General features: G+C 44.9%; 11 protein-coding genes, 15 tRNA genes, 3 rRNA genes and 1 pseudogene. 2 read left to right on the forward strand and 28 right to left on the reverse strand.

All coding sequences use genetic code 11. From position 1 onward, the window contains the following. Nucleotides 1-32: 32 nt before the first annotated feature. The 3 genes and pseudogenes from trmL to queG all read right to left on the reverse strand — a co-directional run bounded on the left by trmL (nt 33) and on the right by queG (nt 2743). Nucleotides 33-513: pseudogene (trmL, locus tag LC048_RS16495) on the reverse strand (tRNA (uridine(34)/cytosine(34)/5-carboxymethylaminomethyluridine(34)-2'-O)-methyltransferase TrmL). A gap of 89 nt (nt 514-602) precedes the next feature. After that, nucleotides 603-1496 (reverse strand): amidase domain-containing protein, encoded by an 894-nt coding sequence (locus LC048_RS16500; protein ID WP_306048150.1) that lies wholly within the window; start codon nt 1494-1496, stop codon nt 603-605. A gap of 89 nt (nt 1497-1585) precedes the next feature. Then, complete coding sequence (gene queG / locus LC048_RS16505) at nt 1586-2743, reverse strand: tRNA epoxyqueuosine(34) reductase QueG (RefSeq protein ID WP_226607914.1); 1158 nt, start codon at nt 2741-2743, stop codon at nt 1586-1588. A 108-nt stretch (nt 2744-2851) separates the two neighbouring features. On the opposite strand from queG, the gene LC048_RS16510 reads away from it, so the two are divergent. Then, on the forward strand, nt 2852-3520 hold the full coding sequence (locus LC048_RS16510; protein WP_226607913.1) for a B3/B4 domain-containing protein: 669 nt from the start codon (nt 2852-2854) through the stop codon (nt 3518-3520). Nucleotides 3521-3918: 398 nt separating this feature from the next. On the opposite strand, the gene LC048_RS16515 is transcribed toward LC048_RS16510, so the two are convergent. The 19 genes from LC048_RS16515 to LC048_RS16605 all read right to left on the reverse strand — a co-directional run bounded on the left by LC048_RS16515 (nt 3919) and on the right by LC048_RS16605 (nt 11901). Further along, a tRNA-Gly gene (locus LC048_RS16515) sits at nt 3919-3992 on the reverse strand. Nucleotides 3993-4044: 52 nt separating this feature from the next. Further along, nucleotides 4045-4129 (reverse strand) — tRNA-Leu (locus LC048_RS16520). Nucleotides 4130-4171: 42 nt separating this feature from the next. Then, nucleotides 4172-4246: transfer RNA gene (locus LC048_RS16525), tRNA-Cys, on the reverse strand. Nucleotides 4247-4255: 9 nt separating this feature from the next. After that, nucleotides 4256-4330: transfer RNA gene (locus tag LC048_RS16530), tRNA-Gly, on the reverse strand. A gap of 6 nt (nt 4331-4336) precedes the next feature. Beyond that, a tRNA-Gln gene (locus LC048_RS16535) sits at nt 4337-4411 on the reverse strand. Nucleotides 4412-4450: 39 nt separating this feature from the next. Further along, nucleotides 4451-4526, reverse strand: a tRNA-His gene (locus LC048_RS16540). An 11-nt stretch (nt 4527-4537) separates the two neighbouring features. Beyond that, nucleotides 4538-4611 (reverse strand) — tRNA-Trp (locus LC048_RS16545). 8 nt (nt 4612-4619) lie between these two features. Then, nucleotides 4620-4704: transfer RNA gene (locus LC048_RS16550), tRNA-Tyr, on the reverse strand. 69 nt (nt 4705-4773) lie between these two features. Further along, nucleotides 4774-4849 (reverse strand) — tRNA-Phe (locus tag LC048_RS16555). 146 nt (nt 4850-4995) lie between these two features. Beyond that, nucleotides 4996-5071, reverse strand: a tRNA-Asp gene (locus LC048_RS16560). A gap of 3 nt (nt 5072-5074) precedes the next feature. Then, nucleotides 5075-5148, reverse strand: a tRNA-Met gene (locus LC048_RS16565). A 166-nt stretch (nt 5149-5314) separates the two neighbouring features. After that, nucleotides 5315-5390, reverse strand: a tRNA-Val gene (locus tag LC048_RS16570). Nucleotides 5391-5393: 3 nt separating this feature from the next. Continuing rightward, a tRNA-Glu gene (locus tag LC048_RS16575) sits at nt 5394-5468 on the reverse strand. A gap of 15 nt (nt 5469-5483) precedes the next feature. Further along, nucleotides 5484-5575 (reverse strand) — tRNA-Ser (locus LC048_RS16580). 4 nt (nt 5576-5579) lie between these two features. After that, nucleotides 5580-5654 (reverse strand) — tRNA-Asn (locus tag LC048_RS16585). 65 nt (nt 5655-5719) lie between these two features. Then, a 5S ribosomal RNA gene (rrf, locus tag LC048_RS16590) occupies nt 5720-5835 on the reverse strand. 150 nt (nt 5836-5985) lie between these two features. After that, nucleotides 5986-8920, reverse strand: a 23S ribosomal RNA gene (locus LC048_RS16595). Between the two features lie 225 nt (nt 8921-9145). Beyond that, nucleotides 9146-10702, reverse strand: a 16S ribosomal RNA gene (locus LC048_RS16600). Together the 16S, 23S and 5S rRNA genes with 15 tRNA genes alongside form the textbook arrangement of a ribosomal RNA operon. Before the next feature lie 323 nt (nt 10703-11025). After that, on the reverse strand, nt 11026-11901 hold the full coding sequence (locus LC048_RS16605; protein ID WP_306048153.1) for a nucleotidyltransferase-like protein: 876 nt from the start codon (nt 11899-11901) through the stop codon (nt 11026-11028). A gap of 158 nt (nt 11902-12059) precedes the next feature. Here LC048_RS16605 and LC048_RS16610 point away from each other — a divergent pair, with 158 nt between their 5' ends. Beyond that, complete coding sequence (locus LC048_RS16610) at nt 12060-12410, forward strand: YgzB family protein (RefSeq protein ID WP_226600743.1); 351 nt, start codon at nt 12060-12062, stop codon at nt 12408-12410. Between the two features lie 73 nt (nt 12411-12483). On the opposite strand, the gene perR is transcribed toward LC048_RS16610, so the two are convergent. The 6 genes from perR to bcp form a co-directional block, all read right to left on the reverse strand. After that, nucleotides 12484-12927 carry a peroxide-responsive transcriptional repressor PerR gene (gene perR / locus LC048_RS16615; protein ID WP_264188189.1) on the reverse strand — a complete coding sequence of 148 codons (444 nt, stop codon included), beginning with the start codon at nt 12925-12927 and terminating at the stop codon, nt 12484-12486. A gap of 121 nt (nt 12928-13048) precedes the next feature. Continuing rightward, entirely contained in the window at nt 13049-13600 is a 552-nt protein-coding gene (locus LC048_RS16620) for a cob(I)yrinic acid a,c-diamide adenosyltransferase (protein ID WP_226600741.1), read from the reverse strand. Between the two features lie 3 nt (nt 13601-13603). Then, nucleotides 13604-14548 (reverse strand): D-2-hydroxyacid dehydrogenase, encoded by a 945-nt coding sequence (locus LC048_RS16625; protein WP_226600740.1) that lies wholly within the window; start codon nt 14546-14548, stop codon nt 13604-13606. A 299-nt stretch (nt 14549-14847) separates the two neighbouring features. Then, nucleotides 14848-15153, reverse strand: coding sequence for a hypothetical protein (locus LC048_RS16630; RefSeq protein WP_306048155.1), 306 nt, complete (start codon nt 15151-15153; stop codon nt 14848-14850). Beyond that, nucleotides 15119-15712 carry a TetR/AcrR family transcriptional regulator gene (locus LC048_RS16635; RefSeq protein WP_306048156.1) on the reverse strand — a complete coding sequence of 198 codons (594 nt, stop codon included), beginning with the start codon at nt 15710-15712 and terminating at the stop codon, nt 15119-15121. The genes LC048_RS16630 and LC048_RS16635 overlap by 35 nt, the downstream gene beginning before the upstream one ends. 127 nt (nt 15713-15839) lie before the next feature. Continuing rightward, nucleotides 15840-16307 (reverse strand): thioredoxin-dependent thiol peroxidase, encoded by a 468-nt coding sequence (bcp, locus tag LC048_RS16640; protein WP_226600738.1) that lies wholly within the window; start codon nt 16305-16307, stop codon nt 15840-15842. Between the last annotated feature and the right edge of the window lie 75 nt (nt 16308-16382).

Genomic DNA, 16382 nt, shown 5'->3' on the forward strand with positions numbered 1-16382 from the left:
ATCATGGCAAAAAGGAGACCTGATCAGGCCTCCTAAAATTTACGCAAATCACGATAGTCCTGTTGTCTAAGCGCTTCATAAATCAAAATAGCGGCAGTGTTAGACAGGTTTAATGAACGAATATTATCATTCATAGGCAGCCTCAGACATGTCTCGATATTTTTTTTCAATCACTTCTTCAGGTAATCCTGTCGTCTCTCTGCCAAAAATAAAGAAGAAATCCTTCTCGGCTGCACTATAATCAAAATCAGAATGCGCCTTTTTGCCAAATTTGGTTACGTAAAAGAATTTTCCGCCCTCGTTCTGTTGATAAAAGTCCTCGAGCGAATCATAATAATGAATTTTCACATGCTCCCAATAATCCAAACCCGCCCGCTTCAACATCTTGTCATCCGTCGAAAACCCCAACGGCCTGATCAAGTGAAGCTCGGTATCGGTACCGGCGCATGTGCGCGCTATATTGCCAGTGTTTGCTGGAATGAGCGGCTGAAATAATACAACATGCAATGCCATGACTTTCACCTCTGATAAAAACTAAAGCCATTATACCACTACACTCCTTTACAGCAAAAGAAATGGCGCTGTACTATTTCGGAATGTCATTAAATATCATCATGATCATCCGTAATCGTAAAGAACTTGTATTTAATATTAGGAGTATAGGCCGTCGAATCCTCATATGCCCAATACCGCATCCGGCTGTTATAAGTATGGGCATTGACCAGCGGCATTCCATCCGCATCATGTCCCGTAACAATTGTAGTATGGTCAAAACGGCTATCCCCCTCAAAGTCATAACAAATGACATCCCCAAGCTTCAGCTTTTCTGCACTGTTTACTTCTCTTCCCCTCAACCCCAGCTTGGACCCTGGGATATACCAGCGCATTGCATTGGCGACCGACCAGCTGAAGCTCCAATTATCATTCTGCATCCACCAGCCATTGCTTCGATTTGGGTACCCTCGCATCGACCCTCCGCCCTGATGAAGGCATTGCGATATATAGTTGGTACAATCGACCTCGAACTTTTTATATGCAGGATTGTAGTCATTCCACCATCTTTCCGCATACTGGACAGCCTTCAGCCTGTCATACCTGAATCCTTTCCTCTCTTGGTCTCCATCCTGATGCGCAGTAGCAGGCAGTGCTTCTTCGCTGCCATGGGATTTTCTGAATTCGTTCAGCTTTTCATCCATTACCAGGACGCCTTTGTAAAATTCAGCCTGTCTCTTCTCCACTTCTTCCTCCATGTAAAACAATCCCCGCTGCTTGATTAAATACTGAAAATGGACCTCATATAAAACCGAAGCATCTTCCTTATTGTCAACCTTCTCTATTACTCTGCCATTTGCCTTTGCTTTTACAATTTCAGCAGATCGATTGGCAAAACTCTGCTTTTTTATCTCTATACTGGGACACTCGTGCAGTTGATTTCGCGGCATTGATACACATTGAAGGACACGCTGTTCAAGAAGTTCCTGCAGTTGTTCACGCATGTTCATCTCTCCCTTCACCTTTCATATTTATGAAGCATTCCAGGATTTCACGCATAAAAAAAGAATGGATTTAACAAAATCCATTCTTCTTACACAGATATATTCGACTCTGGGTTGTCCTTGTAAAACTCCAGTCCCTTACTGATTTCACTTAGTACTTCCTCTTCCTTCTCAACAGCAGAGGCATGTTTTAATGCGTCCAACGCTTCAATTCCGCCAATTTTGCCAAGCGCCCATGCAGCCGTTCCCCTGAGAACAGGTCTTGGATCATCCTGCATTACCTTGATCAACTCAGGTACTGCTGTGTCATCTTTATAATGCGCAAGGGCAATGATCGCATTGCGCTGGATAGGCTTCTTCCCTCGCCAGGAACCAGACACATGTCCAAACTTTTCTTTAAAATCACGGTTGCTCATCGTCAGTAAAGGTTTCAGAAGAGGCTTTGCAATTTCAGGGTCTGGCTCCATTTCTTCATGGAAATGAAAATCCTTCCCTTTGTTCTCGGGACAAACTGTCTGGCAAGTATCACAGCCATATAAGCGATTGCCCAGTTTTTCCCTGAACTCATCCGCCAAAAAGCCCTTAGTCTGTGTCACGAAAGCAATGCATTTTTTTGCATCAAGCTGTCCACCCTGCACAAGAGCGCCAGTTGGACAAACATCCACACATTTATTGCAGCTGCCACAACGATCCTCCATAGGCGTATCGGGTTCAAACGGTATATTGGTGATCATTTCACCTAAATAAACATATGATCCAAACTCTGGTGTGATAATGGAACAATTTTTTCCGCTCCAGCCTATCCCTGCCCGTTCGGCAACTGCCCTGTCAACTAATTCTCCCGTATCAACCATCGATTTGAACATTGAACCAGGTACCTTCGAAGCAATGTATTCCTCGAGTTTTTTCAACCTGTCCCTTAGGACTACGTGATAATCAGTCCCCCATGATGCACGGCAGAAGATTCCACGCCGTTCTCTCTTCTTGCTGACAACTTTCGTCTTCATCTTTGAAGGATAAGCTAGTGCAATCGAGATGATTGATTTAGGGCGGTCAAAAATCAGGCTAGGTTCCGTTCTCTTTTCAATATCCTTCTCCTCAAATCCGGAATGATATTGAAGTTCCTGCTGTTTATATAACCGAACCTTCATCTCCTCAAAGGTTGAAGGTGCCGCAAAACCTATTTTATCAATCCCGATTGTTTTGCTGTATTCGATAATATCCTGCTTCAAACTTGCTATATCCACTGGCGGATTCCTCCTTTCCATTTTGATATTTATATTGAAATCCCAGAAATTTAAAAGCAAATTACTTTTATGATAAACTATTTTAAAGCAGTTTTGGAGGTGTAATCAATGGAAATTCAAGTTTCCAGGTCGATATGCGATCTCATTCCCGGATTCTCAGTCGGGATTATCGAGTATAAAGACATACAGGTAGGCGAGTCTCCGCAAATGTTAAAAGGCAGATTGCAGCTTTTCCAGGAATCAATTTACTTCGACCTTCTGGAAAAAAACGTAACCGAGCTTGAAGGCATCAAAGAATGGCGAAGAATATTCAAAACAACAGGGAAGGATCCAAACCGATATAGACATTCGGCTGAGTCCCTCTACCGAAGAATCGCAAAGCAGAATTATCTTCAACCCATACATAGTGCGATAGATTTAAATAACTTCTTCTCACTTGAATATCAAATTCCAATAGGAGTTTATGACAGTGACAAGCTGATAGGAACTGTATCGATTAAAATCGGAGAAGAAGGAGAAGAATATAAAGGTCTAAATGGAAGAACCAATAACCTTGCCAACTTAATCACCTCTGCAGATGAACAAGGTCCATTCGGCAGCCCATTTGTAGATTCCGAAAGATCTGCCGTAACAGCATCAACGACAAATGCCCTGCAGATTGTATATTTAAGACCCTCAACTGCACCCGAGAGCATGCAAAAAATGACACAATCATTAATGAACATGTTTACCCAAATCCATGGAGGGACTGGCACATATAGAATGATCAGATGCTGATGCATCCTTTTTCTTTTTGGGTGATGATCATTCATTGGTGACCATCATGTAGGTATAAGCGGAAAATTTCAGGCTATTGTATATATAGTGCATGCTGCTTAAGAAGTGAAATAAGCGGAGATATTCCGGTTATTGTATGTAGAGGACGCTTATGAAGCTAGAATAAGCGGAGATATTCCGGCTAACGGTTAAAAATAAGACAAAGTCCAATGATTTTATCTAAATAGACGGAAAACCGACCCTTATTTTAGTGAAAATAAGGGTCATATTCAATTTAAGCGAAATTTCTCCGTTTATTTTACGAACACTATGAAAACAGGTTCAGTGATAACACTGGCAAAGAAAAAACGCAGCATATCGTTTTCTGGAAACGACATACTGCGTTAGTCACGTATGTATGGAGCGGGTGAAGGGAATCGAACCCTCATCATCAGCTTGGAAGGCTGAGGTTTTACCACTAAACTACACCCGCATACATATCTTTATGAAATAAAGAAAACAGGAAAACCTGTTTATAATAAAAGTGGTACCGGTGGTCGGGGTCGAACCGACACTCCAGAAGGAACACGATTTTGAGTCGTGCGCGTCTGCCAATTCCGCCACACCGGCATATTAAAATGTCTTGCTTTCTTGCTGCCACTAATGAGTTAGTGGAGGCGGCAACCGGATTTGAACCGGTGAATAAAGGTTTTGCAGACCTTTGCCTTACCACTTGGCTATGCCGCCATATATTTTTGGAGCGGAAGACGGGATTCGAACCCGCGACCCCAACCTTGGCAAGGTTGTATTCTACCACTGAACTACTTCCGCAAAAAATGGCTGGGCTAGCTGGATTCGAACCAACGCATGTCGCAGTCAAAGTGCGATGCCTTACCGCTTGGCTATAGCCCAATATATAGTATTCATTTATTACTGAAAATGTGATTATAATGGGGCGACTGATGGGAATCGAACCCACGAATGCCTGAACCACAATCAGGTGCGTTAACCACTTCGCCACAATCGCCATTATAAAATTGGCAGGGGTAGTAGGAATCGAACCCACACCAAAGGTTTTGGAGACCTTCGTTCTACCTTTAAACTATACCCCTATATTAAGTGGTGGAGGGGGACGGATTCGAACCGCCGAACCCTGAGGGAGCGGATTTACAGTCCGCCGCGTTTAGCCACTTCGCTACCCCTCCACTATAACATTTTTTCTGGTGTTAAAAAACCATTTTTTAAATCCCCTGAATAACCAGGTATTGTATAAATGGTGGCTCAGGACGGAATCGAACCGCCGACACAAGGATTTTCAGTCCTTTGCTCTACCGACTGAGCTACTGAGCCACTATGATATTGTAGTCTAAACTTTTAATGGTTTAGGTCCTTTGCTCGAATGACCTTCGGTCTTTCTCGCAAGTTGCCGTAGAAGCTTATTCGATGATGTGAGCAACTTGCTCTACCGACTGAGCTACTGAGCCACTTAATAAAAATGGCGGTCCCGACCGGGATCGAACCGGCGATCTCCTGCGTGACAGGCAGGCATGTTAACCGCTACACCACGGGACCAGATTGCGGGGGCAGGATTTGAACCTGCGACCTTCGGGTTATGAGCCCGACGAGCTACCGGACTGCTCCACCCCGCGACGGTAATAATAAGATTGTTTTGTGCATGCTCTTTGAGAGCAATGACTGTCCCGATCTCAGGAAGCTTATTCAAGCTGCTGCTCGATCGGTACAACTCGCAGTTCATACAGTGAAGTAACGCTCGTTGCTCCACCCCGCGACGGTAATAATCTTTTAAAATATTTATGGTGGAGGATGACGGGATCGAACCGCCGACCCTCTGCTTGTAAGGCAGATGCTCTCCCAGCTGAGCTAATCCTCCGTTTGGTGACCCCTACGGGATTCGAACCCGTGTTACCGCCGTGAAAGGGCGGTGTCTTAACCGCTTGACCAAGGGGCCAGATATAAAATTCTATGGCGGAGAGCAAGGGATTCGAACCCTTGAGACAGCGTTGACCGTCTACACGATTTCCAATCGTGCTCCTTCGACCTCTCGGACAGCTCTCCAAATTGGCTCCGCAGGTAGGATTCGAACCTACGACCGCTCGGTTAACAGCCGAGTGCTCTACCACTGAGCTACTGCGGAATAATAATGATTTCTCCGACTTGGATACACGATCCGTATCTTTGAAGAGGATCAAAATGCATCCTGCCCGGCGGCGTCCTACTCTCACAGGGGGAAACCCCCAACTACCATCGGCGCTGAGAAGCTTAACTTCCGTGTTCGGTATGGGAACGGGTGTGACCTTCTCGCCATCGCCACCAGACATTTTTTCAAAGACAATATCTATTATACTGTCTTTTATGCATTTTGCAAGAGAAAATTTTAAAAAGTTTTTGTTACGATAATAAAAACTTTTATTCCCTCAAAACTAGATAATGTGTAAGAAGAATTCAAGAAAAACGAGTAATCTAATTTGGTTAAGTCCTCGAACGATTAGTATCAGTCAGCTCCACACGTCACCGCGCTTCCACCTCTGACCTATCAACCTGATCATCTTTCAGGGTTCTTACTAGCTTGCGCTATGGGAAATCTCATCTTGAGGGGGGCTTCATGCTTAGATGCTTTCAGCACTTATCCCGTCCGCACATAGCTACCCAGCGATGCCTTTGGCAAGACAACTGGTACACCAGCGGTGCGTCCATCCCGGTCCTCTCGTACTAAGGACAGCTCCTCTCAAATTTCCTGCGCCCACGACGGATAGGGACCGAACTGTCTCACGACGTTCTGAACCCAGCTCGCGTACCGCTTTAATGGGCGAACAGCCCAACCCTTGGGACCGACTACAGCCCCAGGATGCGATGAGCCGACATCGAGGTGCCAAACCTCCCCGTCGATGTGGACTCTTGGGGGGAGATAAGCCTGTTATCCCCGGGGTAGCTTTTATCCGTTGAGCGATGGCCCTTCCATGCGGAACCACCGGATCACTAAGCCCGACTTTCGTCCCTGCTCGACTTGTAGGTCTCGCAGTCAAGCTCCCTTGTGCCTTTACACTCTGCGAATGATTTCCAACCATTCTGAGGGAACCTTTGGGCGCCTCCGTTACTCTTTAGGAGGCGACCGCCCCAGTCAAACTGCCCACCTGACACTGTCTCCCGCCCCGATCAGGGGCGTGGGTTAGAATTTCAATACAGCCAGGGTAGTATCCCACCAGCGCCTCCACCGAAGCTGGCGCTCCGGTTTCTCAGGCTCCTACCTATCCTGTACAAGCTGTACCAAAATTCAATATCAGGCTACAGTAAAGCTCCACGGGGTCTTTCCGTCCTGTCGCGGGTAACCTGCATCTTCACAGGTACTATAATTTCACCGAGTCTCTCGTTGAGACAGTGCCCAGATCGTTACGCCTTTCGTGCGGGTCGGAACTTACCCGACAAGGAATTTCGCTACCTTAGGACCGTTATAGTTACGGCCGCCGTTTACTGGGGCTTCGATTCAGAGCTTCGCGTGAGCTAACCCCTCCTCTTAACCTTCCAGCACCGGGCAGGCGTCAGCCCCTATACTTCGCCTTGCGGCTTCGCAGAGACCTGTGTTTTTGCTAAACAGTCGCCTGGTACTTATTCACTGCGGCTCATCTAGGCTATTCACCCAAATGAGCACCCCTTCTCCCGAAGTTACGGGGTCATTTTGCCGAGTTCCTTAACGAGAGTTCTCTCGCTCACCTTAGGATTCTCTCCTCGCCTACCTGTGTCGGTTTGCGGTACGGGCACCTTTTATCTCGCTAGAGGCTTTTCTTGGCAGTGTGAAATCAGGAACTTCGGTACTATATTTCCCTCGCTGTCACAGCTCAGCCTTCACGCAAGCGGGATTTGCCTCACTTGCAGCCTTACTGCTTAGACGCGCATATCCAACAGCGCGCTTACCCTATCCTACTGCGTCCCCCCATTGCTCAAACGATAAAGAGGTGGTACAGGAATATCAACCCATTGTCCATCGCCTACGCCTTTACTCGGCTTAGGTCCCGACTAACCCTGAGAGGACGAGCCTTCCTCAGGAAACCTTGGGCATTCGGTGGATGGGATTCTCACCCATCTTTCGCTACTCATACCGGCATTCTCACTTCTAAGCGCTCCACCAGTCCTTACGGTCTGACTTCAACGCCCTTAGAACGCTCTCCTACCACTGACATCTAAGATGTCAATCCACAGCTTCGGTGATACGTTTAGCCCCGGTACATTTTCGGCGCAGAGTCACTCGACCAGTGAGCTATTACGCACTCTTTAAATGGTGGCTGCTTCTAAGCCAACATCCTGGTTGTCTAAGCAACTCCACATCCTTTTCCACTTAACGTATACTTTGGGACCTTAGCTGGTGGTCTGGGCTGTTTCCCTTTTGACTACGGATCTTATCACTCGCAGTCTGACTCCCACGGATAAGTCTTTGGCATTCGGAGTTTGTCTGAATTCGGTAACCCGATGAGGGCCCCTAGTCCAAACAGTGCTCTACCTCCAAGACTCTTACAACGTGAGGCTAGCCCTAAAGCTATTTCGGAGAGAACCAGCTATCTCCAAGTTCGATTGGAATTTCTCCGCTACCCACACCTCATCCCCGCACTTTTCAACGTGCGTGGGTTCGAAGCCTCCAGTTGGTGTTACCCAACCTTCACCCTGGACATGGGTAGATCACCTGGTTTCGGGTCTACGACCACATACTAACTCGCCCTATTCAGACTCGCTTTCGCTGCGGCTCCGTCTTCTCAACTTAACCTTGCATGTAATCGTAACTCGCCGGTTCATTCTACAAAAGGCACGCCATCACCCATGAACGGGCTCTGACTACTTGTAGGCACACGGTTTCAGGATCTATTTCACTCCCCTTCCGGGGTGCTTTTCACCTTTCCCTCACGGTACTGGTTCACTATCGGTCACTAGGGAGTATTTAGCCTTGGGAGATGGTCCTCCCAGCTTCCGACGGGATTTCTCGTGTCCCGCCGTACTCAGGATCCACTCAGGAGGGAACGAAGTTTCAACTACAGGGTTTTTACCTTCTCTGACGGGCCTTTCCAGACCACTTCATCTACCCCGTTCCTTTGTAACTCCATGTTGAGTGTCCTACAACCCCAAGAGGCAAGCCTCTTGGTTTGGGCTATGTCCCGTTTCGCTCGCCGCTACTCAGGGAATCGCGTTTGCTTTCTCTTCCTCCGGGTACTTAGATGTTTCAGTTCCCCGGGTCTGCCTTCAATACCCTATGTATTCAGGTAAAGATACTGTTCCATTACGAACAGTGGGTTTCCCCATTCGGAAATCTCCGGATCAAAGCTTGCTTACAGCTCCCCGAAGCATATCGGTGTTAGTCCCGTCCTTCATCGGCTCCTAGTGCCAAGGCATCCACCGTGCGCCCTTTCTAACTTAACCTAAAAGGTCATTTCTCTATTAAATAGAGAGAAAAACTAAAATGGCGATCACTCGGTTTTTTCTTGGTTCTTCTTACTTACGATTATCTAGTTTTCAAGGAACAAAAAAGTCTTGAGGCAATTGCTCCCTCAAAACTAAACAAACAAGCGGTCAACTATGTGGATTACATCCACAGTACGAACCAGAAGGTTCGCATTCCGATTGCCTTTACGGCAATATCCTTAGAAAGGAGGTGATCCAGCCGCACCTTCCGATACGGCTACCTTGTTACGACTTCACCCCAATCATCTGTCCCACCTTAGGCGGCTGGCTCCATAAAGGTTACCCCACCGACTTCGGGTGTTACAAACTCTCGTGGTGTGACGGGCGGTGTGTACAAGGCCCGGGAACGTATTCACCGCGGCATGCTGATCCGCGATTACTAGCGATTCCGGCTTCATGCAGGCGAGTTGCAGCCTGCAATCCGAACTGAGAATGGATTTATGGGATTGGCTCGACCTCGCGGCTTCGCGACCCTTTGTTCCATCCATTGTAGCACGTGTGTAGCCCAGGTCATAAGGGGCATGATGATTTGACGTCATCCCCACCTTCCTCCGGTTTGTCACCGGCAGTCACCTTAGAGTGCCCAACTGAATGCTGGCAACTAAGATCAAGGGTTGCGCTCGTTGCGGGACTTAACCCAACATCTCACGACACGAGCTGACGACAACCATGCACCACCTGTCACTCTGTCCCCCGAAGGGGAACGCCCTATCTCTAGGGAAATCAAGAGGATGTCAAGACCTGGTAAGGTTCTTCGCGTTGCTTCGAATTAAACCACATGCTCCACCGCTTGTGCGGGCCCCCGTCAATTCCTTTGAGTTTCAGCCTTGCTTGTACCGTACTCCCCAGGCGGAGTGCTTAATGCGTTTGCTGCAGCACTAAAGGGCGGAAACCCTCTAACACTTAGCACTCATCGTTTACGGCGTGGACTACCAGGGTATCTAATCCTGTTCGCTCCCCACGCTTTCGCGCCTCAGCGTCAGTTACAGACCAGAGAGCCGCCTTCGCCACTGGTGTTCCTCCACATCTCTACGCATTTCACCGCTACACGTGGAATTCCGCTCTCCTCTTCTGCACTCAAGTTCCCCAGTTTCCAATGACCCTCCCCGGTTGAGCCGGGGGGCTTTCACATCAGACTTAAGGAACCGCCTGCGCGCGCTTTACGCCCAATAATTCCGGACAACGCTTGCCACCTACGTATTACCGCGGCTGCTGGCACGTAGTTAGCCGTGGCTTTCTGGTCAGGTACCGTCAAGGTACCGGCAGTTACTCCAGTACTTGTTCTTCCCTGACAACAGAACTTTACGACCCGAAAGCCTTCATCGTTCACGCGGCGTTGCTCCGTCAGACTTTCGTCCATTGCGGAAGATTCCCTACTGCTGCCTCCCGTAGGAGTCTGGGCCGTGTCTCAGTCCCAGTGTGGCCGATCACCCTCTCAGGTCGGCTACGCATCGTTGCCTTGGTGAGCCGTTACCTCACCAACTAGCTAATGCGCCGCGGGGCCCATCTGTAAGTGACAGCCGAAACCGTCTTTCAGCTTTCCCTCATGAGAGGGAAAGGATTATCCGGTATTAGCTCCGGTTTCCCGAAGTTATCCCAGTCTTACAGGCAGGTTGCCCACGTGTTACTCACCCGTCCGCCGCTGATCTTCAAAAGCAAGCTAATGAAGATCCGCTCGACTTGCATGTATTAGGCACGCCGCCAGCGTTCGTCCTGAGCCAGGATCAAACTCTCCAAGAAAGAGTATGAGTTTAGCTCATAATTTAAAACGTTGGCTAGTGATCATCTATATAATAGAAGTCACTATAAATATTGTTTGTTGACGCTTGTTTGTTTAGTTTTCAAAGAGCAAGTTAGTTAGCGCGTCGCCCTGAAGCGACTTTACTAATATAACATCTGGTATTTTTTCTGTCAACAACTTTTTAAAAATAAATGTTATCGACTGAAAAGCACTATTTTAAGTTTTCAACCGTCTGCCGCGAAAATGTTTTTGCTGTGTTCCGCAGCGACGGTTATTAATATACCAAGTAATATTTAATTGGTCAATAGCTTATTTTGTTTTTTTAGGATAATTTTTCAGCATATTTATAATACCTGTGGAAAATACCTTGTCCTTTTGTTTCAACATTAACTACTTCAACGAGTTTCTTTTCTATCAAGTACTCCACAAGAATACCGAGATCCACAGAGTAAGGAGCCAATTCTGGATGTGTCATCAATTCATTGAATGACCAGTATTCTTTACTCTCCATCACTTCAAGCAAATGCTGGCTGCCAACCTTCGTCCTCTTATGAATCAAGAATTCACTGGCCAGGAATAATAGCTCCAGCCGCTTTTCAATGGACTCTTCACTGCAAATCAATTCTTCATATAACTTATATATTTCCGGTTCAATCTGTTTGACTTGGTGCCACACTGTAACCTCTGGATGGAAACCATTTTCGATTACCGCCAGCCTTGCCAGATGATGAAGCGAATGCACAACATGATTATAAGCATCCAAATAATTAAAGTTGTCGAAAAGGACTTTTCCATCAGAATACCTTCTGATCAATTTGGCAAACTCGATACCCATTTTTATTTTCCGGCTAAAGAAAGGAAACTCCCTGAGTTCATGCTTCAGGTTGGCAATTCGTTCATTCCTGTCAAAAACAATCTTCCCATTATACAGCCAATCAAATATCTTTTTGTTATTGCCTATTAACAGCCAATCATTGATTTGTTTTTCAGTCACGATATGCATTGCTGCTTTTTTATCTTCATAAGAGTAATGCTTTACAAAGACCGGATCAATATTTTCTTTTACTATAATAAGTAGGATGACATCAAAAGTATCAGTGGCAGCTATGGCTTTTTGCCTTTTCTCAACCACTACTACTCCTACTGTATTAGGATGGCTTGCGCGTTCTTGATAAATCGAACGAAGGATATCCTCCATAATAAACTCCTCCATTTGTTTGTTAGCATATATGTTCGACAATTATATAAAATCTCCTGCATTTCCTCTAGACATTTTTCGACATTGACTTAGACTTTTTTATGATTATCTTGCCGTAAATGGTATGATATAGTTAGATTTTAGGGAGGGAAATTCCAATGGCTAAGTATTCAAATAAAATTAATAAAATCCGCACCTTTGCGTTGAGCCTGATTTTTATCGGCTTCATCGTTATGTACGCAGGTATTTTCTTTCGGAACTCTCCATTGGTCATGACAATTTTCATGATCCTGGGATTGCTTTTCATCATAGCAAGCACAGTTGTTTATTTTTGGATTGGAATGCTATCGACAAAAACAGTTCAGGTAGTCTGCCCTAATTGCGGCAAGCATACAAAAATGCTTGGTCGGGTGGATATTTGCATGTATTGCAATGAACCTTTAACTCTTGACCAATCTCTTGAAGGCAAGGAGTTTGACGAACAATACAATCGCAAACAACAAAAATAGAACTCGGCTGTAGCCGAGTTCTTTTTCATCCTCAAAAAAAGAAACTGATAGCTTTTGCCATCAGCAATTAGATTTAATGAACTTCCTTCGCAGAGCAATCCGGACAAGTACCGTAAATCTCCATCCTATGGTTACCGACTTTAAAACCCGTTACATGGGAAGCCAGGTGTTCTACCTCGTCAAGTCCTGGATAATGGAAATCAACGATTTTCCCGCAACTGTCACAAATAACGTGATAATGGTGGGTAGTCACAAAGTCAAAACGACTTGATGCATCTCCATAGGTCAATTCCTTTACCAATCCAACTTCACGGAATACTCTCAAATTATTATAAACTGTCGCTACGCTCATATTAGGGAATTTCCCTTCAAGCGCTTTATAAATTTCGTCAGCTGTCGGGTGCGACATTGAGTTTATTAAAAATTCGAGTATCGCATGACGTTGCGGAGTAATACGGACTCCTGTATCCTTCAAGGTATCCAGGGCTTCTTTTAACTGACTCTGTACCACCGCCATGCACCTCACTTTACTTAAGATTATCATTCTTATTTTATAATATTTATAAATAGTGTACTAATTTCATTCTACTTTTGTCAATATTGCCACATCACAAACATTTATAATTGCTGTAATCTTATTAATTTTGATGCAAAGTCTGTTCCTTTGACCCCATATGCATGTTTACATATCTCGCTGCGACAAACAGGAGGTCAGAGAGTCGATTCAAATAGGAAAGGACAAGTGGACTAACCTCTTCTCCCAGTTCAACAGCCTGCCGTTCTGCCCGTCTTGCCACAGTCCTTGCTACATGCAGCGTCGCTCCAGCCTGATGTCCGCCTGGCAGAATAAAGTTGGTCAATTGGGGAAGTGCTGCATCCCAGGCATCGATCTTGGCCTCTAGCTCTTCAATGTCTTTTTCTTCAAGAGTCCACTTCACATTCTTCCCAGCTGGTGTTGCAAGTGCTGCACCCACATGGAATAATGTTGTCTGGATTTTATGGAACACTTCCTGCATTTCCTCTTTGCCGCTGAAATACTCTCCGTTCAAATAACTTAAAGCCAGCCCAATCATTGAATTCGTTTCATCACATGTACCGTAAGCTTCTACACGCTTATCATTCTTGGCTACCCTTGTTCCATAAATCAGCGAAGTTGTTCCTTTGTCACCTGTCTTAGTATAGATCTTCATCTCCTAATACCCCCTGTCCATGTCAATTACATTGAGAAAATCCGAATCATTTTTTATATATGTATGCAGATTATTTTTAAAAATTTCAAAAGATCTTGGCAGATAGTTTTTCGTAAGACTTGAAATATGGGGCGTGACCGTTACATTCTCCATCATCCAGAACGGATGGCTTTCTTTCAGTGGTTCCTCGTAAAACACATCCAAATAAGCGTGTGCTATCTTTTTTTCCTGAAGTGCAACTAATAAAACCTCATCCTTAACCAAATCTCCGCGGCCGATATTGATGAACACTGCTGTATCCTTCATCATTTCAAAATCGCTTTCATCGAGAAAATGCTTTGTCTCCTCGGTGCTTGGCATAACCGAGACAATAAAATCCGCTTGAGGCATGGCTTCCCGATAGTTTTCCATGGTAAATATTTCGTCAGCCCATTCGGCTTCACGGCCACTGCGATTTACACCAATCGTCTTCATATTGAAGGCTTTTGCCAGTCGCGCCACCTCTCCACCAATTGCCCCTATACCTAGAATGAGCAATGTCTTGCCGTATAATTCTCCCATCGGCAATTTCCGCTCCCATGCCTTGTCTTGCTCATTAGCCCACAGGAATCTCATTTGTTTAACATGCTGGAGCATCATGCCAACTGTGAATTCAGCCATCGGAATTTTATGGATACCCCTGACATTGGTTACAAGAATCCCCCGCTTCTTACATGCTTCAAATGGCATTCTGTCCAGCCCGGCAGACATGACCATGATCCATTTTAGTTTATCAGCCTTATAAATTAGTTCATCAGTTAAATCCTCGCCGTATGTAAGGAAAATTTCCGCATCCAAAAATAACTCTTCCTTGATTCCTTTATGGAATTCAAAGCTGACTTGGGGAAATTCCTTCTTCACATTTTCCCGCAATGCCTCTGCAGGCAGAATTGAGGAATATATTTTCATTGAGACCAAACCTTTCGTTCTATAGTCATATTAATAATTGTATTAATTTTCACTCTATTAAACAACTTACAAGCCTGTAAAAACAGAACAAAAATCGCAAGCGCTGGAGCTGGATTAAGAATACTACATGTAGTTATCCAAAATTAAATAATTTTATAATTTCCATAAGAAATAAAAAAGGCGGGCTGTTGTAGCCCGCTAAATCGTTTGAGGAGGTATGCCCTAATACAATGATATTCAGTTATAGCTAAAATGAATGGACAGAAGCCTGTATTGATAAAAATAGGCTTCCGATTTTATCATTTCAAACCATAGAACTCTGCAATAGCCTCTCGGTAGGCTTCCAGAGATTGTTCGTCCTTGAAGTTTGATAACATCCCCTGTATCACCGGGATCCGCGGCGATTCCCTTTCCGTTTCACTTTCAAGCACTTCCAGCGAAACAGTCAAATCTTCATTATTTTCAAGATTGGAAATCGCATGTTTCATTTTTTTGAGGATCGTTTTAATATCCTGGCCATCCGCAAGGAAGTACGCCTTTGTTTTATCAATAAGTTCTTTAACTTTTTCTTCAGAGGCTACAGGGTTCTCTCCCCTCCAGGCCATCCACTAGTGAGTCGACTCTTCTCAGAATATATTCCACTAATTCATCGATCTCGAAGCCGTCCGGACTGAATAACAGCAGTTTCATATATGAGTTAAAAAATCCTTCAAGCATGAGAGCTAAGTCCCAAAGATGCGGTTCAGCTTTCTCTCCGTATATGGCACGCAAGCTGTCTTGATAATAAACTTGCGCTTCATAATACTTGCGCACCATCAATTCCTTTACCTCTTCATTCAAAGGGATCGCCTGTTCCCTGGATTGCATGATAATAAATTCTTTATGTTCAAGCATCGTATTGAATAACGCTGTAAGCTGCAAGGAGAATTTCTCTCTAGGAGTCAGTTCTTCCTGTTCATACACTTTCAGCTTTTTTTCAACATAATCAAAGTAATATTCAAGGATTGCGATCAGCAAAGCATCCTTGGATTTAAAATATAAATAGAATGCTCCCTTGGAGATTCCGCTTTCTGAAACAATTTCCTGAATTGAGGTTGAAGCAAATCCTTTTGTCGCATAGAGCTTAATAGCTGCTTCAATAATCGCTTTTTCCTTTTCCTTCACCGTTAAGCCTCCCCAACTTATAAGAACACGAATGACTGACTGGTCATAGTTTTATTATCATACCCTATTATAGCTTATAACTATCTCCGATTCAGCAAAAAGACAGCCTCACCTGGCTGTCCTCAGATTAAAGATTTTCTTTTATATATTCGAGGGCCTCTTCAACATGACCTTTCACTTTTACTTTTCGCCATTCCTTAACAAGATTGCCATCCTTATCAATGATGAAGGTGGAACGTTCAATTCCCATGTATTCCTTGCCAAAGTTCTTCTTTAGCTTCCAAACCTCGTAATCCTCGGCAGTTTTATGATCCTCATCCGCCAAAAGCAGGAAAGGTAAACCGTGCTTTTCAATGAACTTTTCATGGCGATTGATCGGGTCAGGGCTGACACCAAGAACGACAGCATTCACTCCTTCAAAACTCTCATGATGTTCCTTGAAATCACAAGCTTCCGTTGTACAGCCAGGAGTCATATCCTTCGGGTAAAAATAAAGCACCACATTCTTCCCTGCAAAATCAGATAGTTGGACTATTTCACCATTGCTTGCGGGCAGTTCAAATCCCGGTACTTTTTCTCCAATGACGATTGCCATTATGTATCCCTCCAAAAACAGATCTATTAGCTTTAGCCTAACTAATTTTGGATAGGAATACAAATCAAAGGAATG

Source organism: Mesobacillus subterraneus, from assembly GCF_020524355.2.
Taxonomy (GTDB): domain Bacteria; phylum Bacillota; class Bacilli; order Bacillales; family Cytobacillaceae; genus Mesobacillus; species Mesobacillus subterraneus_C.